The organism is Dactylosporangium maewongense (assembly GCF_039531485.1).
In the GTDB taxonomy this organism is placed as follows: Bacteria; Actinomycetota; Actinomycetes; order Mycobacteriales; family Micromonosporaceae; genus Dactylosporangium; species Dactylosporangium maewongense.
Genome location: NZ_BAAAQD010000008.1, coordinates 241737 through 263288 on the forward strand (window position 1 = coordinate 241737; position 21552 = coordinate 263288).

Below are 21552 nucleotides of genomic sequence, written 5' to 3' on the forward strand. Positions count from 1 at the left end.
ACACACGGACCCGCATGGAAGGTTCGGACCGGACGGACGATGGACAGGCAGGCCGTTACGACGCGTGATACTGGTTCTGCGCCGGCTCCAGGCCGCGCTCGATTACCATCTCCACCGCGTCCGCGGCCCGGTCGACGAAGAAGTCCAGCTCCTTGCGCTCGACCGCGGAGAAGTCCGACAGGACGAAGTCGGCCGGGTTCTGCCGCCCGGGCGGCCGGCCGATGCCGAACCTGACCCGCACGTAGTCCTTGCTGCCGAGCGAGGACGACATGGACCGCAGCCCGTTGTGGCCGCCCTCCCCACCGCCCTGCTTGAGCCGCAGCTGCTCGTACGGCACGTCGAGCTCGTCGTGCACCGCGATCACCTGAGCCACCGGCACCTTGTAGAACTGCGCGAGGCCGGCCACCGGCCCGCCCGACAGGTTCATGAACGTCAGCGGCTTCACCAGCACGATGCGCGGACCCCCGACGCGCAGCCGCCCCTCGGCCACGTCGGCCGCAACCCGGCGATGCTTCGAGAACCGCAGCCCCGCCCGCTGCGCGATCAGGTCGGCAATCATGAAGCCGACGTTGTGCCGGTGTCGCGCGTACTCCGGGCCGGGGTTCCCCAGCCCCACGACCAGCCAGGGCGCGGTGTCCGTCATCAGGTCCCCTCACAGCGGCAAGGCCACGACCGCCACCAGGCGTCCGAGCCCCGAGTCTCCACGAAGCGCCGGTCGAGCGGCCGGCTAGAACTGTCGTACCTCGCTGCTACCTTCATCACGTCGAGCTCGGCGAGATGCAGGCGCGGGAGGCGTCCGCGGCCAAGTCTCGCAGCAACGCCCCGGTCCCCGCGAGCCACCGGTCGCGACCGCCGACCACGTCCAAGCCGCGCCCACGGCCCGACTCGCAGCCACGGCCAGGTCTCGGCGGACCGCCAGCCGCGGCGACCGGCAGCGGCCACGGCCTGGTCCGGCAGCCACGACTGGCCCTCCGCGAGACCCCCGTCGCGAGCGCCGGGTGCATCCACGGCCAAAGCCGCAGCCAGAGCCGGACCCGCAGCACAGCCTGGTCTCGGCAGGCCGCCAGTCACGGGCGGCGGAAGCGACCACAGCCAGCCACCCACGCGCCAAAGTCCCACAGCCACAGCCCGGTCCCGCAGCCACGGCCAAGGTCACAGCCACTGCCAAGCCTCGGCGGGCTGCCGGCAGCGAGCGCCGAAAGCGTCCACGGCCAGCTGCCCGCGAGACACAGGTCGCGGCCGCCGACTGCGCCCACGACCAAAGCCGCCGCCATAGCCGGACTCGCAGCACAGCCTGACTCGACGGACTGCCGGTCGCGGGCACCGAAACGTCCACAGCCCGGCCTCGTCGCCACAGCCAAATCCCGCAGCCACGGCCAGGTCTACGCGAGACGCAAGTCGCGACGCCAGGTGCAGCCACAGCCAGACCCACAGCCACGGTCACGGCGGGCTGCCGGTCACGAAAACGCTGAAAGCGTCCGCGGCCAGCCACCCACAGCCGAGTCCAACAGCCACAGCTTGGACTCGCAGTCACGCCCAATCCCGCAGCCACGGCCAGGTCACGGCGGACTGCCGGTCACGGGCGCCGGAAGCGCCTGCAGCCAGCCACCCACGGCCGAAGTCCCACAGCCACAGCCGAGCCCCGCAGCCACAGTCCGGTCTCTCGGCCACGGCCAAGTCTCCGCACGACACAGGTCGCGGGCGGCGAGTGCGCTTACAGCCAGGCTCGCAGCCGCGAGGGCCGGGCTCGGTGAGATGGCGGCGCGGGGGGCAGGGAGCGGCCGGCGCACGTGGATCGGTCCTTGCGACATCAGGGTCGCGGTGGGCCGGGTGCGCTGTGCTGGGCCGGGGTCCGCTCAGACAGCGGCCGCGGGTGCCCTTGGGGCGCCCGCGGCCTTTGGAGCGGTGGGGCTCAGGCGTCGGCCGGCTCCGGGGTCGCCTCGGCGGCCTCGGCGGCCGGCTCGACGGCGGCCTCAGCGGTCTCACCCTCGAGCGCCTCGGCGGTCGGGGCGGCGCTGATGACGGCGACGATGCTCTCCGGGTCGGCGGCCAGCTCGGCACCGGCGGGGAGCTTGATCGCACCGGCGGTGACGTGGTTGCCGGCCTCCAGGCCGTCGATCGAGGCCTCGATGAACTCGGGCAGCTTGGTCGCGTCGGCCAGGATCGCCAGGGTGGTGCTCTCCACCATGACGAGGGTGTCGCGGGCGGCCTCGCCGGTCAGGTGGACCGGGACCTCGACGGTGACCTTCTCGCCACGGCGGACGATGAGCAGGTCGACGTGCTCGTAGATGTCCTTGATCGGGTCGCGCTGGATGGCCTTCGGCAGGGCGAGCGCGGTGCCGCCGCCGTTGATCTCGATGTTGAAGATCTGGTTCTTGCCGCCGTGCCGGATGGCGGCGGCGAACTCGCGGGCGGGGAGGGCGATGTGGCGGGGCGCTTCGCCGTGGCCGTACAGCACGGCGGGCACCTTGCCGGCCCGGCGCGTGCGGCGGGCACCACCCTTGCCGAACTCGGTGCGGGGCTCAGCGCTGATCTTTACCTCGGACACGGCAAAAACTCCTGATGCGGTTGTGCGGCGGGCACCGGCCGGCGCGACCGGTAACAGTTGTCGTGTGCGGCGCACGGGCGAGGAGGCGCACGGGGCACAGGCCCGGAGCACCGCGTCGATCACGGAGCCCGATGGCCGTCATGCCGATCCCGCGAAGACCGCTTCCGCGATGGTCGCTGGAACGCACGCCCGGCCCTTGGAGCACCCTCGCCGTGGCAACCGCACTAGCTTACCCGAGACCTCCGGGCACCCTCACACGGCACCCGTCCGGTTGTGCAGATCACGCGCCTGTGTCAACCGGACGGGCCGCAGGGCCCTGGAAAAGACCAGGAAAGCCCGGGGAGGATCAGGACAGACCGCCGAAAAGGGTCGTGACCGACCCGTCGTCGAACACCTCGCGGATGGCGCGGGCCAGCAGCGGGGCGATCGACAGCTGGGTGATCTTGTCGACCTTCTTGTCGTTCGGGAGGGGGAGTGTGTTGGTCACCACGACCTCGCTGATCCGGCTGGCGTCGAGGCGCTCGCAGGCCGGGTCGGACAGCACGGCGTGGGTGGCCGCGACGATGACGTCGGCGGCTCCCTCCTGGAAGAGGATGTCGGCGGCGCTGACGATCGTGCCGCCGGTGTCGATCATGTCGTCGACGATCAGGCAGACCCGGCCCTCGACCTCGCCGACGACCCGGTTGGCGACCACCTGGTTGGGCTTGAGCGGGTCGCGGGTCTTGTGGATGAACGCGAGCGGGCAGCCGCCGAGGCGGTCGGTCCAGCGCTCGGCGACCCGCACCCGGCCGGAGTCGGGGGCGACGACGGTGATCGGGCGCCCGGCGTACTTGGCGTCGATGTGGTCGGCGAGGGTGTTCATCGCGAAGAGGTGGTCGACGGGGCCGTCGAAGAAGCCCTGGATCTGCGCGGTGTGCAGGTCGACGGTGAGGATCCGGTTGGCGCCGGCGGTCTTGAGCAGGTCGGCGACGAGCCGGGCGGAGATCGGCTCGCGGCCGCGGTGCTTCTTGTCCTGCCGCGCGTACGGGTAGAACGGCAGGACGACCGTGATCCGCTTGGTCGAGCCGCGCTTGAGCGCGTCCACCATGATCAGGCTCTCCATGAGCCAGTCGTTGATCGGGGCGACCATCGACTGCACGACGAACGCGTCGGAGCCGCGGACCGACTCCCGGTAGCGGATGAAGATCTCGCCGCTGGCGAAGTCGTAGGCGTCCATCGGCGTCGGCTCGACGCCGAGCACCGCCCCGATCTCTTCAGCGAGCGCGGGAAAACCCCGGCCGGAGAAGAGCATGAGGTTCTTGCGGTTCTCCGAACTGATGCTGGCCATGTGGGTTTCGCCCGCTCCCGATCTCGTGGTTGGGCTCATTGTTCGTCGGATGGCCCCGCATCGGCCACCGAGGCGGGCGCGACGTGGTTTTCTTCACGTGCGAGGGCGTCGCGCGCGGCCTGCGCGGCGGCTGTGCCAGGCCGCTTGCGCTCCACCCAGCCCTCGATGTTGCGTTGGTTGGCCCGGGAGACGCCGAGTGCGCCGGGTGGCACGTCCTTGACGATCACGCTGCCGGCGGCGGTGTAGGCGCCGTCGCCGACGTGCACCGGGGCGACGAACATGTTGTCGGCGCCGGTGCGGGCGTGCGCGCCGATCACCGACCGGCGCTTCTGCACCCCGTCGTAGTTGACGAAGACGGTCGCGGCGCCGATGTTGGTGCCCTCGCCGATCTCGGCGTCGCCGACGTAGGACAGGTGCGGCACCTTCGCGCCGTCGCCGATGTCGGCGGCCTTGGTCTCCACGAACGTGCCGACCTTCGACTTGCGGCCGAGCCGCGTGCCGGGGCGCAGATAGGCGAACGGGCCGACCGACGCCTGCGGCCCGATCTCCGAGGACAGGGCGTGGGTCCGCACGACGGTCGCGCCCTCGCCGACGATCACGTCGATGAGCGAGGTGTCGGGGCCGACGACCGCGCCCTCGCCGATGCGGGTCGCGCCGCGCAGGTGCGTGTTGGGCTCGACGACCGCGTCCCGGTCGAGGGTGACGGTGACGTCGATCCACGTGGTCGCCGGGTCGATGATCGCGACCCCGGAGCGCATCCACTCGTCGTTGATCCGGTCCCGCATGAGCGCCCGCAGCCCGGCGAGCTCGGCGCGGTCGTTGGCGCCGAGGGTCTCGGTGGCGTCCGGGGCGCGGTGGGCGACGATCGGCGCGCCGGCCGCGGAGAGCAGGCCGATGACGTCGGTGAGGTACTCCTCGCCCTGGTCGTTGTCGGTGGAGAGCTTGCCGAGCATCTCGCGCAGCCGCTCCGCGTCGAACACGTAGGCCCCGGAGTTGATCTCGCGGATGCCCCGCTGCGCGGGCGTGGCGTCGCGCTCCTCGACGATGGCCGCGAACTCGCCGCCCCGGTTGCGCACGATGCGCCCGAGGCCGGTGGGGTCGTCGACCTCCGCGGTCAGCACGGTCGCGGCGGCCTTGGTGCTCTCGTGCGTGTGCACGAGCGCGCTGAGGGTCTCCGCGCGCAGCAGCGGGATGTCGCCGTTGAGCACGACCACGGTGCCGGTGAGGTCGGGCGTCTCCTCCAGCGCGATGCGCACCGCATGACCGGTGCCGCGCTGCTCGATCTGGGTGACCGGCACGGCGGCCGGCGCGATCTGCTCCAGGTGGGCCCGGACCAGCTCACCGCCGTGGCCGACGACCACGGTGGCGGCGCCTCCGATCGCCTCCTCGGCGGCGGCGAGCACGTGGCCCACCAGGGTCCGGCCGAGCAGCGGGTGCAGCACCTTGGGCAGGGCGGACTTCATCCGCTTTCCCTCGCCGGCGGCCAGGATGATCACGTTTCGCACGGGCGCGCTCCTCGACGGTGTCGGTGCGCCTCATCGTAGTCAGGTGGCTGGGGTGCCAGGATTCGAACCTGGACTGCGAGGCTCCAAAGGCCTGCGGGCTGCCGTTACCCCACACCCCAAAGATCTGCCTGTGCAGCCTACCGGTCGCGTCGATCCGGCTCGTATCGAGGCCGGTTCCCCTCACCCTCTCGGCGGGTCAGCCGATGTTTGCGGACGAAGATCACATAAAACCGCGGGTAATCGGCTTGACACAGAGCCAATCTGGCGAACCTACGCTTCCGTAAGTTACGGTGACGTAGGCGTAGCGTCGATCCCTGAGAGGTAGCATGTCCGCTGTACTGCTCGATCCCGTCCCTGGTCAGACCCCTGAGCGCGGGCCAAAAGCCCTGACCGAGGGGCGCCAGAGCGCCGGTATCCTGATCGCCCTCTGGGGATTCGTCGTCCTGCCGTTCGCCGCCCTGCTGGCGGCCGTCCCCGTCGCCTGGGGATGGGGACTCACCTGGCTCGACGTCGCGCTCGGCACCGTCTTCTACGTGATCGGCGGGCTCGGCATCGGCTCGGGCTTCCACCGGTACCTCACCCACGGCGCCTTCAAGGCCAACCGTGGGCTGCGCATCGCACTGACCATCGCCGGCAGCACCGCGATCGAGGGCAGCCCGACGCAGTGGGTCGCCGACCACCGCCGCCACCACGCGTTCTCCGACCGGGAGGGCGACCCGCACTCGCCGTGGCGCTTCGGGGAGTCGTTCGGCGGCCTGCTCAAGGGCCTCTTCTACGCCCACGTGGGCTGGCTGTTCCACCGCGAGCTGTCCAACCGGGAGCGCTTCGCCCCCGACCTGCTGGCCGACAAGGACATCCGCCGCATCGACAAGCTCTTCCCGGTGATCGTCGCGTTGTCCGCGACGCTGCCCGCGATCATCGCCGGCCTCGTCACCTGGTCGTGGCAGGGTGCGCTGTCGGCGTTCTTCTGGGCCGGCATCGTGCGGATCGGCCTGCTGCACCACGTCACCTGGTCGATCAACTCGATCTGCCACGTCTACGGCGAGCGCCCGTTCGAGACCCGCGAGGGCGACAAGGCCAGCAACTTCTGGCCCCTGGCGATCCTGTCCTTCGGCGAGAGCTGGCACAACCTGCACCACGCCGACCCGACCTGCGCCCGGCACGGGGTCGACAAGGGCCAGATCGACATCAACGCCCGGCTCATCTGGCTCTTCGAGAAGTTCGGCTGGGCCACGGACGTGCGGTGGCCGAAGCGGGACAGGCTGGACGCCAAACGGCTGGCACGATGAGCGGGTGACCGACCTTCCGGAGGAAATCCCGCACGTCCAGCGCAAGAGCCCGCCACCGCCGCCGGCCCTGCCGAAGTCACGGGTGCGGATGTCCGCCGCCCAGCGCCGCGAGCAGCTGATCGCCATCGGGCGGGCGCTGTTCGCGGAGCGGGGGTTCGACGCCACCTCCATCGAGGAGGTGGCGTCACGCGCGAAGGTCTCCAAACCCGTCGTCTACGAGCACTTCGGCGGCAAGGAGGGCCTCTACGCGGTGGTCGTGGACCGCGAGGTCCGCAACCTGCTGGACCGGCTCACCAACGCGCTGACCGGCGGCCACCCGCACGAGCTGCTCGAGCAGGCGGCCCTCGCCCTGCTCGACTACATCGAGCACGAGACCGACGGCTTCCGGGTCCTGGTCCGCGAGTCGCCGGTGATGTCGCCGACCGGCAACTTCATGAGCGTCCTCAACGACGTGGCGCACCAGGCCGAGCACATCCTCGGCTCGGAGTTCAAGCGCCGCGGCTTCGACCCGAAGCTCGCCGAGCTGTACTCGCAGGCGCTCGTCGGGATGGTCGCGCTCACCGGCCGCTGGTGGCTGGAGGTGCGCAAGCCGCGCAAGGAGGTCGTCGCGGCGCACCTGGTCAACCTGGCCTGGAACGGGCTGTCCAACATGGAGGGCAAGCCCACGCTCGTCACCGGCCAGGGCAGATGACGCGGAAGCGGCGCGCCGGACGGGTCCGGGGCGCCGCTTCGCTGTCAGTGGCTCAGGCGGTGCGGGGGCTGTGCCGCAGGTGCTCCTCGGCGTCGGCCGCCGAGGCGCTGCCGACCCGGTCGTAGAGGCTGGCGGTGCCGGTGATGCCCCCGAGGATGAACGTGACGATCACGTTGACCATCGAGAACGCGAAGATGTTGGCCTCGGTCTGCATCAGCGCGAGCGACGCCATACCGACCACGGTCAGCACGATGCCGGCGAGCTGGTTGACGTAGTGCGCCAGGTTGCGCCCGACGAGGTTCGCGCCGAGGACGACGACCCCCGCGGCCAGCGACAGCAGCGAGAAGGCGGGGTTGGTGCGCAGCCCCAGGACCCACTCTGCCCCGTCCATGCCGGTGAACTGGTTACCCGACGTCTGGACGAATCCGACCACGCCGAAGACCAGCATGTAGAGACCGGCGACGACGCAGAGCAGCCGGTACAGGGGCCGGAGGTGGTGGTTGATCGGAAAGTGAGCGGCCATGACCGTATCTTAGGGCCGGGTCATCCCGCGATCTCGGCGAGGGCGAGCCATTGCTCCTCGATGAGCGCTTTCTCCTCCTGTACCGCGCGCAGCTCGGCGTCCAGAGCGGTGATCCTGGTGTAGTCGGTGGCGTGCTCCGCCAGCTGGGCGTGCAGCGCCGCCTCCTTCTGCGTCAGCCGGTCCATGCTGCGCTCCAGCTTCGACAGCTCCTTCTTCGCGGCCCGGGCGTCCTTGTCCGACGCCCGCAGGTCAGCGGCCTTCTCCCGGCCGGCCGACGCCGCGGGGGCGGTGCCGGTGCCGAACCCCTCCTCGGCCCCGACGATGCGCTCCAGGTACTCGTCGACGCCGCCGGGCAGGTGGACGAGGTTCCCGTCGCCGAACATGCCGTAGACGACGTCGGCGACCCGCTCGACCAGGTACCGGTCGTGGCTGGCGACCACGATCGTGCCCGGCCACGAGTCCAGGAGGTCCTCCAGCGCCGCCAGGGTGTCGATGTCGAGGTCGTTGGTGGGCTCGTCGAGCAGCAGCACGTTGGGCTCCGTGGCGAGCAGGCGCAGCAGCTGCAGGCGCCGCCGCTCACCGCCGGACAGGTCCGCGACCGGCGTCCAGACCCGGGCGCCGCTGAAGCCGAAGACCTCCGCGAGCTGCGCCGCGGTCAGCTCCCGGTCGCCGAGCTTGACCCGCTTCGCGACCTCCTCGACCGCTTCCAGCAGCCGCAGGCCCGACGGCAGCTCCTTGAGCTCCTGCGACAGGAACGCGGCCCGCACCGTGCTGCCCCGCAGGAGCCGCCCGCCGTCGGGGTCCCGTACACCCGCCAGCACCCGCAACAGGGTCGTCTTGCCGGCCCCGTTGGCGCCGAGGATCGCGATCCGGTCGCCCGGCCCCACCAGCCAGTCCACCTCGGACAGCAGGGTCCGCTCGCCGGCCCGCAGGTCCACCTTGGACAGCTCGTAGACCTGCTTGCCCAGCCGCGTGACGGCGAGCCGCTGCAGCGACACCGTGTCGCGGGCGGGCGGCACGTCGGCGATGAGCGCGTTGGCCGCGTCGATGCGGAACTTCGGCTTGCTGGTGCGGGCCGGCGGGCCGCGCCGCAGCCAGGCGATCTCCTTGCGAAGCAGGTTCTGCCGGCGGGACTCGGCCTCGGCGGCGACCCGCAGCCGCTCCGCCCGGGCCAGGGTCCAGGCCGCGTAGCCGCCCTCGTAGGCGCGGACCGTCGCGTCGGCGACCTCCCACGTGGTCGTGCAGACCGCGTCGAGGAACCACCGGTCGTGGGTGACGACCATGAGCGCGCCGCGGCGCTGCAGCAGGTGCCGCGCCAGCCAGGCGATGCCGGCGACGTCGAGGTGGTTGGTGGGCTCGTCGAGGATCAGCAGGTCGGCGGGGCGCACCAGCAGCGCGGCGATCGCGATGCGGCGCCGCTCGCCGCCGGACATCGGCCCGACGGGCGCGTCCAGTCCGAGATGCGGCATGCCGAGCCCGTTGAGGACGGTGCGGACGCCGGCGTCGCCGGCCCACTCGTGCTCCGCGGCGAACGCGGCGGGCAGCCAGGCGGTGCCGATGATGACGTCGCGGACCGTGGCGGTCGGCGGCAGGTCGAGGTTCTGCGGCAGCGCCGACACCCGCAGGTCGCGCCGGTGTGTGACGCGGCCCTCGTCGGGCTCCTCCGCCTTGGTCAGCATCCGCAGCAGGGTCGTCTTGCCGGCCCCGTTGAGCCCGACGACGCCGATACGGTCGGCGTCGTCGACGCCGAGGGACACCTCGTCGAAGATCCGCCCCGCCGGGTACGTCTTGCCGACCTTGTCCAGGTTGATGATGTTGGCCATCTACAGCACTCTCGCTCCGGGCACGGGACCGACGGCGGTGCGCACCGCGCGGCAGCAGTTGGTGGCCTCCAGGTCGGCCGCGAGCAGCGCGGCGTGCCGGGCGTCCTCGGCCAGGAAGACCACGGTCGGGCCGGAGCCGGACACGAGCCCGGCCAGGGCGCCGGCGTCGAGCCCCGCGTCCAGGACCCCCCGCAGCTCGGGCCGCAGGTGCAGCGCGGCGGCCTGCAGGTCGTTGGCGAGGTGCTCGGCGAGCACGTCGGGGTCCTTCTGCCGCAGCGCGGCGAGCAACCCGTCGGGCGTCCCCGCCTCGCTCTGCGCGCCCAGCTCATCGAACGTCTTGTAGACCGTGGGGGTCGACAGGCCCTCCTCGGCGACGGCGAGCACCCAGTGCCACGCGTGCCCGCCGGTCAGGATCGGGCTGACCAGCTCGCCGCGGCCGGTGCCCAGCGCGGTGCCGCCCAGGACCAGGAACGGGATGTCGGAGCCCAGCGTCGCGGCGATGCCGGCCAGGTCGTCGCGGGACAGCCCGGTCCCCCACAGCTGGTCGCAGGCGACCAGCGCGGCGGCCGCGTCGGCGCTGCCGCCGGCCAGGCCCGCGGCGATCGGGATCTGCTTCTTCAGGTGCAGCCTGGCGTGCGCGTCGTGGCCCGTCTCGGCGGCCAGGGCCCGCGCCGCCCGGATGACGAGGTTGTCCTCGCCGAGCGACAGCTGCCCGGTGCCCTCGCCCTCCATGGTGAGCGTCAGCGTGTCGCCGCGGCGGGCGGTGATCTCGTCGTACAGCCCGATCGCGTGATAGACGGTGGTCAGCTCGTGGAACCCGTCCGGACGCGCGGCACCGACGTGCAGGTGGAGGTTGATCTTCGCGGGCACGCGGACCCGGACCGGTCCGTGCGCGGCCAGGCGCGGCCGGTCGAACTCCTCGTCGTCGTCTTCGGAGAAGAGCGGCTCGGTCACGTGGTGCACCCTACCCGTGCGACGGCTGCGCCTGCCGCTGGCTCGCGATACGGGTGAAGTCATGCACCGTGAGCTGCTCTCCCCGCGCGCCGGGGTCGACGCCGGCGGCCCGCAGGATCCGCTCGGCGGCGTCCGGCCCGCCGGCCCAGCCCGCCAGGGCGGCCCGCAGCGTCTTGCGGCGCTGCGCGAAGGCCGCGTCCACGACCGCGAAGGTCGCCTTCCTGCCGGCCTCCGCGTCGCCGGTTTCCTCGAGCGGTGTTTCCCGCCGGGTGAACGCGACGAGACCCGAGTCGACGTTGGGCACCGGCCAGAAGACGCTCGGCGGCACCTTGCCGGCCTGCTTCGCCGTCGCGTACCAGGCGAGCTTCACGCTCGGGACGCCGTAGACGCGGCTGCCCGGACCCGCGACGAGCCGGTCGGCGACCTCCTTCTGCACCATGACCAGGCCCTTGCGCAGCGACGGCAGCGTGGCCAGCAGGTGCAGCACGACGGGCACGGCGACGTTGTACGGCAGGTTCGCCACCAGCGCGGTCGGCTTCTGGTCGACGTCGACCCGCAGCGCGTCGCCCTCGATCACGTGCAGCCGCCCGGCCTGCTCGGGAGCGAACCGCTGTACGGTGGCCGGAAGCGCCTTCGCGAGCACCGGGTCGATCTCCACCGCGCAGACCTTGTCCGCCACCTCCAGCAGCCCCAGGGTCAGCGAGCCCAGGCCCGGACCGACCTCCAGCGCGACGTCGTCGGCGCTCAGCTCGGCGGCGCGGACGATCCGCCGGACGGTGTTGGGGTCGTGGACGAAGTTCTGCCCGAGCTGCTTGGTGGGCCGCACGCCCAGCTCCGCGGCCAGCTCCCGGATCTCCGCCGGGCCGAGCAGCGTCATCGCCATTCGCCGAACGCTCGGGTGCCGTTTGCCGAGATCGCGGCGCACAGCGTGTCCAGGTCGTGCCCGGCCACCTCGGCCAGGGCCCGGACGGTCAGCGGGATCAGGTAGCTGGCGTTGGGCCGGCCGCGGAACGGCACCGGGGTCAGGAACGGCGCGTCGGTCTCCACCAGCAGCCCGTCCAGCGGCGTGATCGCGGCCGCGGCGCGCAGGTCCTTCGCGTTGCCGAAGGTGAGCGTGCCGGCGAAGCTCAGCAGGTATCCCCGGTCGAGGCACTCCCGCGCGAACGCCTCGTCGCCGGAGTAGCAGTGCAGGACGACCTGGTCGGGCGAGCCCTCCTCGTCGAGGACCCGCAGGATGTCGTCGTGCGCGTCGCGGTCGTGGATGACGAGGGTCTTGCCGTATCGCTTGGCGATGCTGATGTGCGCCCGGAAGCTCTCGTGCTGGGCCTTGCGGCCGTCGTCGCCGGTGCGGAAGTAGTCCAGCCCGGTCTCGCCGATCCCACGGACCCGCGGGTGGGCGGCGAGCCGCTCGATCTCCCGCAGCGCGCCGTCCAGGTCGGCCTGCCGCGGCGCGTCGTTCGGGTGCAGCGCGACGGTCGCCACCACGTCCGGGTGCTCCTCGGCCACCTGTACACCCCACCGCGACGACTCCACGTCGACGCCGACCTGCACGAGGCGGTCGACCCCGGCGGCTTTCGCCCGGTCCAGCGCCTCCGCGACCGTCGACGGCCCGTTTTGTCCGTCACCCTCCAGGGTGATGTCGATATGGGTGTGGCTGTCCAGCACCGCGACCGGCAATGCTTCCGGCGCAGGGGGAAACTCCCCCTGCCGGCTGTGTTTTCTCGCACTCATCGGCCATAAGCATGCCACCTCCGGTTCCGCGTTCACGATTCGTTCACCAGGCGGTCTTAGCGTCGCGAAGGTGACAGTCATCGGGCATACGGCAGGGTCCGCGACCCACAGCGTGACGCTCGACGGGACCACCTACCCCGCCGAGGAGATCGCGCAGGGCGCGGCGTTCGAGGTGTACGCGACGCAGCCCGCTCCCGGCTTCCTGCCCAACCCGCGGCCGGGCGCCCGCTGGCCGTTCCGCCGCTTCGTGCACGTCACGGAGGTCGTCGCCGGCGGCCTGTCCGTGTACGAGGACGAGCCGCTGCTGATGCCCGTCACCCGCACGCTGGACTGGACCGGCCTGCACAAGCTCACGCAGACCCCGTCCGCCGCCGAGTGGATCGCCCCGATCCGCCGCACGGCCGCGGTCCGCCGCGGCACCCGCATGATCAAGTTCCTGACGGGCCGGCAGCTCGGCGGCCACCTGCGCGGCTGGCCGATCAGCGGCTTCTGTTACCGCGCCTTCGACGTCGCCCACCTGCGCACCCCGCAGGACCTGGCGATCCTCAGCTCGTCCTCATCCCCCGAAGACGTCGTCTTCGCGATCCGCTGGCGGGCCGTGGACCCGTGGGACTACGACGTGCCCTTCGCCGACTCGTACGGCGGCCTGGTCTCGATGCCCCCGCACGACCGCCTCGGCTCCCCCGTCATCGGCACCGGCTTCAGCCCGAGCGGCCGGCACATCGTGCCCGAGTTCGTGACCCGCGACCTGGCCGAGCTCCCCGTCCCGGCGAACACGTCCCTGGTCGCCTACACCAGCGACGGCACCGAGGTGACGCTCTACACGTACTTACCGGAGCAGCGCGCGTGGAGCCGCATGCACGGCCCGCAGTGGCGCCACCTCCTGCCCGACACGATCGCCGCCGACCAGGAGTACTTCCCGACCACCACTCCCCTGAGCCGGTACGTCGGCCGCTACCGCGACAACGTCTACGAGGCGATCGTCGACCCGCCGGGCGAGTTCCGGGTCGCGGCGAAGACCCGCGCCGCCCGCTACCCGCTGGACGCCCTGGCCCGCCGCGTCCCCTCCGCCACCTGGCGCGACGCACCCTGCACCGTCATCCGCGAGGAGGGCGACTGGCTGCGCCTGCGCCTGAGCCGCCCCGACGGCGACGCGGTGGCCCGCCTGGGCGCCCACTGCGTGGAGCGCGGCCTCTACGAGGCCTGGGCCCCCGGCGCCGAGGTCACCGACGCCCGCGAGGAAGACCACTGGTTCGACCTGTGACGCTGTAATTCCCCCACCGCTACCGCGGCGGGCCCCGGCGGGAATTCCCACCCGCGGCCCCAATGCGCCGCCCCGCGACGCACTGCCCGGGCTATGACGCGAGGCAGACCAAGCGGCAAGGACAACCCGGGCCGCGGACACAGCCAGATCCGTCCATGGATCACAGCGGCGGACGCAACACCAGCACCCGGACCAGGCGACAGCACCGCCACGAGGCTCAACCACATGATCCAAGGACAACCGTGGCCGTGCGGGCGGCCAGGTCCGTCCTTGGATCAAGCCGGGCACCCACAACCAGCCCCCGACTCCGCACGCACAGAGGCCACCTCGACGCCTGCCCGCACCGACGCTGACCTTGACCATGTGATCCAAGGACAACCCTGGCCGCGGGCATAGCCGGATCCGTCCATGGATCATGGCGGCGGACGCAGCACCGGCGCCCGGACCAGGCGGCAGTGCCGTCGCGGGGCTTGACCACGTGATCCAAGGACAATCGTGGCTGTGCGGGCGGCCAGATCTGTCCTTGGATCAAGCCGGGGCACTCGCGACGGCCGGTCCCCACCGGATGCGGCGCGCATGCGCCGCTTGGCCTGCATCGCGTCTCGGCGCGGGCAGTGCGTCGCGGAGCGGCGCATTGGGGCCGCGGGTGAGCATCCCCGCCGGGACCCGCCGCGGCAGCGGTGGGGCGGAAGTACAGCATCCCCGACGGGGCCCGGCGCGGCAGCGGTGGGGGAATTGCAGCGCTAGCTGGCCTGGGCCTTGGAGGAGTCGGCGACGGGGGTGCCGGCGGCGTGGGAGAAGGACTGGAGGCCCTGGACCAGGGCGGCCCGGTCGTCCGGGGACATGCGGCGCAGGACGGCGGCGATCGTCTCCTGGCGCTGGCGGCCCAGGCCGTCGAGCAGGCGGCGGGCGGTGGGGGTGAGCACCAGCCAGACCTCGCGCCGGTCGCGGTCGTCGTTGGTGCGGCGCAGCAGATCGGCGGCCTCGAGGCGGTCGCAGAGGCGGCTGGCGGACGACGGGGCGGTGTGCAGCGCGATCGCCAGCTGGGTCAGGTTGATCGAGCCGGCCTGGTCGACGACGCCCAGGACGCGGAGCTGGGCGGCGGACACGCCGGAGTTGTCGTTGGCGGCGCTGGTGGCGAGCACCAGTGCCTGGCCCGCGGCGTCGACCAGGGCAGCGGCCATCGAGGCCGCGTCGTCACTGCCAGCCGGGTGCGGTGAGGGTCGGGTCCGCACGTCGTCCTCCGGGGTTCGCGGGGATCACGGGTCGGCTCTGGGCGACCAGTCGAGGCAGACGATCAGCGCGTCGTCGGCGAGCTCGGCGCCTGCATGATAGTCGCGCAGGCTCCGCATGACGCTGCTGATCGCCTCGGCCGGTGGTTGCAACCGGGTCGATCGTATGGCACGGCTCAACTCCCGCTCACCGTACGCGGCCTCGTTCGGCCGGGTAGCCGAGTGCACACCGTCACTCACGATGAAGACGCGGTCACCGGGCTGGAGACGCTCCTGCTCCTCGACGTATCTGGTGTCGCCGAACATGCCGAGCGGCAGCTGCGGGTCGAGGACCATGTCGCGGACCTGGCCGCCGCGGACCAGGAGCATGCGGGGCGAGCCGGCGTCGATGATGCGCAGGTCGCCGGTGGCGAGGTTGAGCGACAGCAGGAGGGTCGCCACGTGGCGGGTGCCGCCGTACTGCGAATAGATCGCGTCGGCGGCGAGGACGGCCTGGTCGGCGAGGTCGCCGGGGGCGCTGAGGCCGGTGGGGATGGACCGCCGGGCGTTGCGCATCGCGTTGACGGCGAGGGTGGTGAGCAGCGCGGCATCCAGGCCGGTGCCCATCCCGTTGAGGGCGGTGACGGTGAGCCAGTCGCCGTTGATGGACCAGTCGAAGTGGTCGCCGCCGACGGCGTACGCGGGCTCCAGCTGCCCGGCGAGCTTCACGCCGGGCTGGTCGTAGCCCCGGGCGGGCAGGAGGTCCCACTGCATCTCGGCGGCCATCGTCAGCCTGCCGTTGCGGCGGCGGTCCATGTGGTAGCGGTCGGTCCGCCGGTACACCGCCTGCAACGCCACGGCGAAGGTGCCGGCCAGCTCGCGCAGCCCCTCCCGCGCCTGCTGCGCCCGGTCGGCGTCCAGCACCACGCTGAGCACGCCGACGCGCTCGCCCCACGCCGTGATCGGCAGGTGCAGCCGGGCCAGCGACTGCCCCTCGCGGGCGTCCACGACGACCGTCTGGCTGGCGAACGCCCTGGTGGCCGACGTCAGCAGGTCGTCCGTGCCGTCAGGCTCGACGCCGCTGGGGGACAGCGAGGTCGAGCGGTAGTCGGCGAGCCACACGGTGCTGCTCTTCGTCCCGTGTGACGCGCTCAGGTGGGCGTCGAGCACCTCCACCAACCGATCCGGTGGGGCGGTGCGCAAAGCCTTCTCGATGGAGCCAACGCCGGACATGTGACCCTTCACCATCCGCGACCGAAGCCTTTGCTTGCCGTGCGGCAAATAATATAAGGCAGTCTGTCGAGTCAGGTGATACCCAGGCTCCCGTCGGAGTTACACCCAGCGAGAGCCGAGCCACATCCGAGAGAACCATTCGGTGTACGTAATGTCCATTCCACTATAGATCGGGTAGAAATAGGCGAAACATGCCGCTACGAGCAAAACATATGCACCTACGACGATCGAACCGATCAGCCGGTGGTCGCTGGCGGGCTTGACGTGCCGCGGGGGTCCGATGATGGCGCCCAGGACGTACACCACGGCGAGGACCAGGAAGGGCTCGGCGGGCAGCGCGTAGAAGTAGAACATCGTGCGGTGCTCGGGCATCGACTGGAACCACGGCACGATGCCGGCCAGGGCGCAGACCATGATCAGCCAGGCCCGGCCGTCGCGGCGGGCGATCGCCAGCCAGCCGAGCGCCAGCAGCGCCGGCAGGAACGACCACCACAGCACGGGCGTGCCGAGCAGCAGGATCTCCGACGCGCAGCTGCTCGCGTCGCACGGGCCGTCGGTGTTCCAGTAGAACGCCACGGGGCGGCCGAGCAGCAGCCACATCCACGGCCACGACTGGTACTGGTGCTTCGAGCTCAGCCCGGTGTGGAACTTGTACGCCTCGTGGTGGTAGTGCCACAGGTTGAGCAGCGGGTCGATGATCGGCCGGTCGCTCGGACGGCCGTTCGCCTGCGCGTACCAGTGCCGGAAGTAGCCGTCGTCGGACAGGAACCAGCCGGTCCAGGTCGCGAGGTACGTCACCAGCGCGAGACCCACCATGACGACCATCCAGCGGCCGTCGTCGAGGATGCCGTCCCGGACGCTGTGCCGCGACCCGGCCGCGCGGCGGGCGCTGATGTCGAAGATCAGGGTCAGCGCGACGAAGAGCAGCACGTACCACAGCGCGCTCCACTTGACGCCGCACGCGAGGCCCAGCGAGACGGCGCTGGCCAGCCGGTACCAGGGGACGCCGAGGCGGGGCCGGTTGGCCGGGCCGGGGCGGCTCGGGTCGACGCCGCGCTCCAGCGCCGCCAGCCACTTGGCGCGCCGCTGCTCGCGGTCCAGGACCAGGAAGTAGAAGGCGACCACGATCCAGAACATGAGGAAGATGTCCAGCAGCGCGGCCCGCGAGAGGACGAAGTGCATGCCGTCCAGGGACATCAGCAGGCCGGCGGTGGCGGCGAGGATCGTGGAGCGGAAGAGCTTCCGGGCGGCGAGGACGATCAGCAGGATCGACACGACGCCGACCGTGACGGCGGCGATGCGCCAGCCGAAGGAGTTGTACCCGAAGATCTGCTCGCCGAGCCCGATCATCCACTTGCCGAGCGGCGGATGGACCACATACTGCGGGGTGTTGTCCTCGGGGTTCCACTCGACGCCGTGCTGGAGCAGGTCCCACGCCTCGTTGGCGTAGTAGACCTCGTCGAAGATCGTCTCCTTTGGATGTGCGAGGTTCACCATCCGGAGGAGCAGCCCGATCGCGGTGACCAGGATCGCCGCCAGCCAGAAGGCCGGGGTGGCGGGTCCGGGACGGGCGAGCCGGCGACGCACCGCGTCGGCGACCGGGTGGGCGGTTCCATCCCAGGACGGCTCCGCCGCCGGCGGCGGCGTCTCGCTTGCGTCGGTCAGCACCGAGGTCATTGCGCGATCGTAGGCGGTGGGATGCCACCATCGCACATGTGCCATTGATTCTGCTCGGAGCTCCTTTGGGTAATCCCGAGGACGCCTCGCCCCGGCTGCGCTCGGTCCTGGCCTCCGCCGACGTCGTCGCCGCCGAGGACACCCGCAGGCTGGGCCGCCTCGCCCAGCACCTCGGCGTGACGATCGGCGGCCGGCTCGTCTCCTACTTCGAGGGCAACGAGGAGCGCCGCACGCCCGAGCTCGCGGACCTGCTCGCCACCGGGGCGACCGTCGCCGTGGTGACCGACGGCGGCATGCCCAGCGTCTCCGACCCCGGGTTCAGGCTCGTCCGGGCCGCGGTGGCGTTGGGTGTACCGGTGAGCGCCGCCCCGGGCCCGAGCGCCGTCACGACGGCCCTGGCGGTGTCGGGGCTGCCCTGCGACAGGTTCTGCTTCGAGGGGTTCCCGCCGCGCAAGCAGGGCGAGCGGCGCACGTACTTCGCGTCCCTGGCCGCCGAGCCGCGCACCCTGGTCTTCTTCGAGTCCCCGCACCGCGTCGGCGACACCGTGCGCGACCTGGCCGCGGCCTTCGGCGCCGACCGCCCGGCGGCGCTGTGCCGCGAGCTCACCAAGACGTACGAGGAGATCCGCCGCGGCACCCTCGGCGAGCTGGCCGAGGACGCGGAATCGGCGCGCGGCGAGATCACCCTGGTGGTCGGCGGGGCGCCGGCGGTGCCGCAGGAACGCCCCTCCGACGCCGCGCTGTCCGCCTCGGTCGCCGCGCTGGTCGCCGCCGGCACGTCCAAGAAGGACGCGATCACCGAGGTGGCGACCCGCTTCGGCCTCCCCCGCCGCGAGGTCTACGCCGCCGCTCACGCGTGAAACTTCCGCCGCGATCCGGAGCCACGACCGCACAAGGTCTTCCGGATCATGCGACGCCCGTGTACGAGTGCGCCCGCCGCCGTGATCCGGAAGAGTTCGTGCTGCCAGAGCGACACGAAGTCTTCCGGATCACGAGGCGGCAGCGGCGGGGTCAGTAGGAGCTCACGAGGACGCCGAGGGCCAGGACCAGCGGGGCGGCGGCGGTGAGGGCGTAGGCGGCGAGGCGGGTGCGGAGGCGGCCCAGGCGGCCGGCGCCGGTGGCCCAGCACAGGGCGGCGCCGCACAGCAGGATCAGCGCCAGGCCGACGGTCCAGCGGACGCGCAGCCCCGTGGGGTTGCCGGCGTACGCGATCCGCCCGCCCTCGCGCATCCGGGCGTCGAGGACCGCGCCGGGATCCTCGTCGGCGCCGACCAGGGGTACACCGGCGACCGCGGGACCCTTGTCGGGCTGGAACGTCACGTAGCACCGGCGCAGGACGCCGTCACCACGGCAGCGGGTGACCTGGGCGTGGCCGGCCTCGCCCTGGCCCATGTCGAGGAAGAACGGCTCGGCGCTGGTCCAGGCGAAGAAGCCGGCCAGCAGCGCGATCAGCAGCATTGCAAGCAGGCCGGCCGCGGGGCTGCGCAGGCGCTTGGGCTTGCGCGGCAGGCGGACCGGCGGCGGGGAGGTGCGGGCGGCGTCGCGTGGCCGGCGCATGACCCGCATCGCGGGCGGCGGCCACGCCTCGCCCGTGCCGGACAGCTGCCCGCCGGACGGCTGCTCGCCGCCGGACAGTGAGGACAGCTGCGTCGCCGTCTCCTCCAGCTGGGCGGTGGCCTGCTGGAGGTGCTCGATGACGGCGGTCGCCCCCGCGTCGTGCGCCGCGGGGTCGACGAGATCGGGAGCGAGGCCCGCGGCCGCCGGCACCAGGTCCGTGCCCGGCTCGTCGTGGACCGGCGCCCGCACCGTGGTGGTCGACGTGGTCGGCCACAGCGGGAAGCCGTCGGCTGGTTTCGGTGGGATTCCGGCGGCCTGGCCCTGCCACCACGCTTCTTCGCTCACGTTTTCATTGGACAACGGGTCATACCGGAGATTTCGGACGTCCCCTAGCGTGTCGGGAGAAACTATCCGTTCGCCGAAGGTCAGGACGGGTCACTACGCTTTCAGGTCATGAGTCGTGTTCTCGCCGCGGTCGCCTGGCCTTATGCCAACGGGCCGCGCCACATCGGTCACGTGTCCGGCTTCGGAGTGCCCTCCGACGTGTTCAGCCGCTACATGCGGATGGCCGGCCACGACGTGCTGATGGTCTCCGGCACCGACGAGCACGGCACCCCGATCCAGGTCCAGGCCGACGCGGAGGGGGTGACCCCGCGCGAGCTCGTCGACCGGTACAACCGCGTGATCGTCGAGGACCTGCACGGGCTCGGCCTGACCTACGACCTGTTCACCCGCACCACGACCGGCAACCACTACCAGGTGGTGCAGGAGCTCTTCCAGGGCCTGCACGACAACGGGTACATCATCGCCAAGACGACGCTCGGCGCGCGGTCGCCGTCGACGGGCCGGACGCTGCCCGACCGCTACATCGAGGGCACGTGCCCGATCTGCGGCTACGACAGCGCCCGCGGTGACCAGTGCGACAACTGCGGCAACCAGCTCGACCCCGACCAGCTGATCAACCCGCGGTCGAAGATCAACGGCGAGACGCCGGAGTTCGTGGAGACCGAGCACTTCTTCCTGGACCTGCCCGCGTTCGCGGACCAGCTCAACGCCTGGCTCGACACGCGCGAAGGCTGGCGGCCCAACGTGCTGAAGTTCTCCCGCAACCTCATCGCCGACCTGCAGCCGCGCGCGATCACCCGGGACCTGGAGTGGGGCGTGCCGATCCCGCTCGACGGCTGGCGCGACCGCGACGACAAGCGCATCTACGTCTGGTTCGACGCGGTCATCGGCTACCTGTCGGCCTCGGTCGAGTGGGCCCGCCGCAGCGGCGACCCCGAGGCGTGGCGGAAGTGGTGGCAGGACCCGAACGCCGAGGCGTTCTACTTCATGGGCAAGGACAACATCGTCTTCCACTCGGTGATCTGGCCGTCGATCCTGCTGGGCTACTCGGCGCCGAAGCCGGGCTCGCTCGGCGCGCTCAACCTGCCGACCGAGGTCGTGTCGTCGGAGTACCTGACGATGGAGGGCAAGAAGTTCTCCTCCTCCCGCCGGGTCGTCATCTACGTCCGCGACTTCCTGCAGCGGTACGACGCCGACGCCCTGCGCTACTTCATCGCGGTCGCCGGCCCGGAGGCGACGGACACGGACTTCACCTGGTCGGAGTTCCGCCGGCGCAACAACGACGAGCTGGTCGCCGGCTGGGGCAACCTGGTCAACCGCTCGATCTCGATGGCCGCGAAGAACTTCGGGGAGATCCCGGCCGCCGGTGAGCTGACGGCCGAGGACACCGCGCTGCTGGAGGCGGTCCGCGCCGGGTTCGGCAGCGTCGGCGACCTGCTGGCCAAGCACCGGCAGAAGGCCGGGATCACCGAGGCGATGCGGATCGTCGGCGAGGTCAACAAGTACTTCTCCGACCAGTCGCCGTGGAAGCTCAAGGAGGACAAGGCCCGGATGGGCACCGTCCTGCACGTCGCCCTGCAGGCGGTGCGCGACTGCAACACGCTGCTCACGCCGTTCCTGCCGCACGCCGCCCAGCAGATCCACGAGCTGCTCGGCGGCACCGGCGTGCACGCGCCCATGCCGCGGATCGTCGACGTGGAGGACCTGGACAACGGCCTCACGTACCCCATCCTCACGGGCGACTACACGGACGGCGCGACGTGGGTGCCGGAGGCGATCGTCGCGGGCACGCCGCTGTCGGCGCCGACGCCGGTGTTCAAGAAGCTGGACGAGTCGATCGTCGAGGAGGAGCTGGCCCGGCTGCAGAGCTGACC

The 21552-nt window shown here is 71.6% G+C and carries 18 protein-coding genes and 1 tRNA gene; 5 read left to right on the forward strand and 14 right to left on the reverse strand.

The window, feature by feature from the left end; all coding sequences use genetic code 11:
• Positions 1-55 precede the first annotated feature (55 nt).
• The 5 genes from pth to ABD332_RS21890 form a co-directional block, all read right to left on the reverse strand.
• Positions 56-643, reverse strand: coding sequence for an aminoacyl-tRNA hydrolase (gene pth / locus ABD332_RS21870; RefSeq protein WP_425552263.1), 588 nt, complete (start codon positions 641-643; stop codon positions 56-58).
• A 1269-nt stretch (positions 644-1912) separates the two neighbouring features.
• Positions 1913-2548 (reverse strand): 50S ribosomal protein L25/general stress protein Ctc, encoded by a 636-nt coding sequence (locus ABD332_RS21875; protein WP_344503866.1) that lies wholly within the window; start codon positions 2546-2548, stop codon positions 1913-1915.
• A gap of 346 nt (positions 2549-2894) precedes the next feature.
• A complete protein-coding gene (locus ABD332_RS21880) occupies positions 2895-3875 on the reverse strand; it encodes a ribose-phosphate diphosphokinase (RefSeq protein WP_344503867.1) in 981 nt (326 codons plus the stop codon).
• Positions 3876-3910: 35 nt separating this feature from the next.
• Positions 3911-5380 carry a bifunctional UDP-N-acetylglucosamine diphosphorylase/glucosamine-1-phosphate N-acetyltransferase GlmU gene (gene glmU, locus ABD332_RS21885; protein WP_344503868.1) on the reverse strand — a complete coding sequence of 490 codons (1470 nt, stop codon included), beginning with the start codon at positions 5378-5380 and terminating at the stop codon, positions 3911-3913.
• Between the two features lie 44 nt (positions 5381-5424).
• Positions 5425-5499 (reverse strand) — tRNA-Gln (locus tag ABD332_RS21890).
• A gap of 207 nt (positions 5500-5706) precedes the next feature.
• Here ABD332_RS21890 and ABD332_RS21895 point away from each other — a divergent pair.
• Both ABD332_RS21895 and ABD332_RS21900 read left to right on the forward strand, forming a co-directional pair.
• Positions 5707-6669 carry an acyl-CoA desaturase gene (locus ABD332_RS21895; RefSeq protein ID WP_344503869.1) on the forward strand — a complete coding sequence of 321 codons (963 nt, stop codon included), beginning with the start codon at positions 5707-5709 and terminating at the stop codon, positions 6667-6669.
• Between the two features lie 88 nt (positions 6670-6757).
• Positions 6758-7360 carry a TetR family transcriptional regulator gene (locus tag ABD332_RS21900; protein WP_344504024.1) on the forward strand — a complete coding sequence of 201 codons (603 nt, stop codon included), beginning with the start codon at positions 6758-6760 and terminating at the stop codon, positions 7358-7360.
• A 52-nt stretch (positions 7361-7412) separates the two neighbouring features.
• On the opposite strand, the gene ABD332_RS21905 is transcribed toward ABD332_RS21900, so the two are convergent.
• Genes ABD332_RS21905 through ABD332_RS21925 form a run of 5 tightly spaced genes read right to left on the reverse strand, consistent with a single transcriptional unit; the run spans position 7413 to position 12391 of the window.
• Positions 7413-7883: a DUF4383 domain-containing protein gene (locus ABD332_RS21905; protein ID WP_344503870.1), complete on the reverse strand. Its 471-nt coding sequence runs from the start codon at positions 7881-7883 to the stop codon at positions 7413-7415.
• Positions 7884-7903: 20 nt separating this feature from the next.
• Positions 7904-9706 carry an ABC-F family ATP-binding cassette domain-containing protein gene (locus ABD332_RS21910; RefSeq protein WP_344503871.1) on the reverse strand — a complete coding sequence of 601 codons (1803 nt, stop codon included), beginning with the start codon at positions 9704-9706 and terminating at the stop codon, positions 7904-7906.
• The gene (locus ABD332_RS21915) at positions 9707-10660 is read right to left on the reverse strand and encodes a 4-(cytidine 5'-diphospho)-2-C-methyl-D-erythritol kinase (protein WP_425552265.1); all 954 of its coding nucleotides are present in this window, start codon (positions 10658-10660) and stop codon (positions 9707-9709) included.
• Between the two features lie 10 nt (positions 10661-10670).
• Positions 10671-11543: a 16S rRNA (adenine(1518)-N(6)/adenine(1519)-N(6))-dimethyltransferase RsmA gene (rsmA, locus tag ABD332_RS21920; protein WP_425552266.1), complete on the reverse strand. Its 873-nt coding sequence runs from the start codon at positions 11541-11543 to the stop codon at positions 10671-10673.
• Positions 11534-12391, reverse strand: a complete 858-nt coding sequence (locus tag ABD332_RS21925) for a TatD family hydrolase (RefSeq protein ID WP_344503872.1) — start codon at positions 12389-12391, stop codon at positions 11534-11536. The genes rsmA and ABD332_RS21925 overlap by 10 nt, the downstream gene beginning before the upstream one ends.
• 70 nt (positions 12392-12461) lie before the next feature.
• On the opposite strand from ABD332_RS21925, the gene ABD332_RS21930 reads away from it, so the two are divergent.
• Complete coding sequence (locus ABD332_RS21930) at positions 12462-13655, forward strand: hypothetical protein (protein ID WP_344503874.1); 1194 nt, start codon at positions 12462-12464, stop codon at positions 13653-13655.
• A 743-nt stretch (positions 13656-14398) separates the two neighbouring features.
• On the opposite strand, the gene ABD332_RS21935 is transcribed toward ABD332_RS21930, so the two are convergent.
• The 3 genes from ABD332_RS21935 to ABD332_RS21945 all read right to left on the reverse strand — a co-directional run bounded on the left by ABD332_RS21935 (position 14399) and on the right by ABD332_RS21945 (position 17776).
• Positions 14399-14839 carry a MarR family transcriptional regulator gene (locus ABD332_RS21935; protein ID WP_344503876.1) on the reverse strand — a complete coding sequence of 147 codons (441 nt, stop codon included), beginning with the start codon at positions 14837-14839 and terminating at the stop codon, positions 14399-14401.
• 75 nt (positions 14840-14914) lie between these two features.
• On the reverse strand, positions 14915-16099 hold the full coding sequence (locus ABD332_RS21940; RefSeq protein ID WP_344503877.1) for a PP2C family protein-serine/threonine phosphatase: 1185 nt from the start codon (positions 16097-16099) through the stop codon (positions 14915-14917).
• A 99-nt stretch (positions 16100-16198) separates the two neighbouring features.
• On the reverse strand, positions 16199-17776 hold the full coding sequence (locus tag ABD332_RS21945; protein ID WP_344503878.1) for a dolichyl-phosphate-mannose--protein mannosyltransferase: 1578 nt from the start codon (positions 17774-17776) through the stop codon (positions 16199-16201).
• Here ABD332_RS21945 and rsmI point away from each other — a divergent pair.
• Positions 17776-18636: a 16S rRNA (cytidine(1402)-2'-O)-methyltransferase gene (gene rsmI, locus ABD332_RS21950; RefSeq protein WP_425552267.1), complete on the forward strand. Its 861-nt coding sequence runs from the start codon at positions 17776-17778 to the stop codon at positions 18634-18636. The genes ABD332_RS21945 and rsmI overlap by 1 nt on opposite strands.
• 151 nt (positions 18637-18787) lie before the next feature.
• Here the strand turns inward: rsmI and ABD332_RS21955 are convergent, their stop codons facing one another.
• The gene (locus ABD332_RS21955; RefSeq protein ID WP_344503879.1) at positions 18788-19678 is read right to left on the reverse strand and encodes a hypothetical protein; all 891 of its coding nucleotides are present in this window, start codon (positions 19676-19678) and stop codon (positions 18788-18790) included.
• Positions 19679-19786: 108 nt separating this feature from the next.
• Between ABD332_RS21955 and metG the strand changes: the two genes are divergently transcribed.
• Complete coding sequence (gene metG / locus ABD332_RS21960) at positions 19787-21550, forward strand: methionine--tRNA ligase (RefSeq protein WP_344503880.1); 1764 nt, start codon at positions 19787-19789, stop codon at positions 21548-21550.
• The last annotated feature ends 2 nt before the right edge of the window (positions 21551-21552 follow it).

Bases quoted from the DNA above. Each gene is read 5' to 3' on its own strand.
- pth (WP_425552263.1), bottom strand. From the start codon at position 643: ATGACGGACACCGCGCCCTGGCTGGTCGTGGGGCTGGGGAACCCCGGC.
- ABD332_RS21880 (WP_344503867.1), bottom strand. From the start codon at position 3,875: ATGGCCAGCATCAGTTCGGAGAACCGCAAGAACCTCATGCTCTTCTCC.
- ABD332_RS21895 (WP_344503869.1), top strand. From the start codon at position 5,707: ATGTCCGCTGTACTGCTCGATCCCGTCCCTGGTCAGACCCCTGAGCGC.
- ABD332_RS21900 (WP_344504024.1), top strand. From the start codon at position 6,758: ATGTCCGCCGCCCAGCGCCGCGAGCAGCTGATCGCCATCGGGCGGGCG.
- ABD332_RS21905 (WP_344503870.1), bottom strand. From the start codon at position 7,883: ATGGCCGCTCACTTTCCGATCAACCACCACCTCCGGCCCCTGTACCGG.
- ABD332_RS21910 (WP_344503871.1), bottom strand. From the start codon at position 9,706: ATGGCCAACATCATCAACCTGGACAAGGTCGGCAAGACGTACCCGGCG.
- rsmA (WP_425552266.1), bottom strand. From the start codon at position 11,543: ATGGCGATGACGCTGCTCGGCCCGGCGGAGATCCGGGAGCTGGCCGCG.
- ABD332_RS21925 (WP_344503872.1), bottom strand. From the start codon at position 12,391: ATGAGTGCGAGAAAACACAGCCGGCAGGGGGAGTTTCCCCCTGCGCCG.
- ABD332_RS21935 (WP_344503876.1), bottom strand. From the start codon at position 14,839: ATGGCCGCTGCCCTGGTCGACGCCGCGGGCCAGGCACTGGTGCTCGCC.
- ABD332_RS21940 (WP_344503877.1), bottom strand. From the start codon at position 16,099: ATGTCCGGCGTTGGCTCCATCGAGAAGGCTTTGCGCACCGCCCCACCG.
- ABD332_RS21945 (WP_344503878.1), bottom strand. From the start codon at position 17,776: ATGACCTCGGTGCTGACCGACGCAAGCGAGACGCCGCCGCCGGCGGCG.
- metG (WP_344503880.1), top strand. From the start codon at position 19,787: ATGAGTCGTGTTCTCGCCGCGGTCGCCTGGCCTTATGCCAACGGGCCG.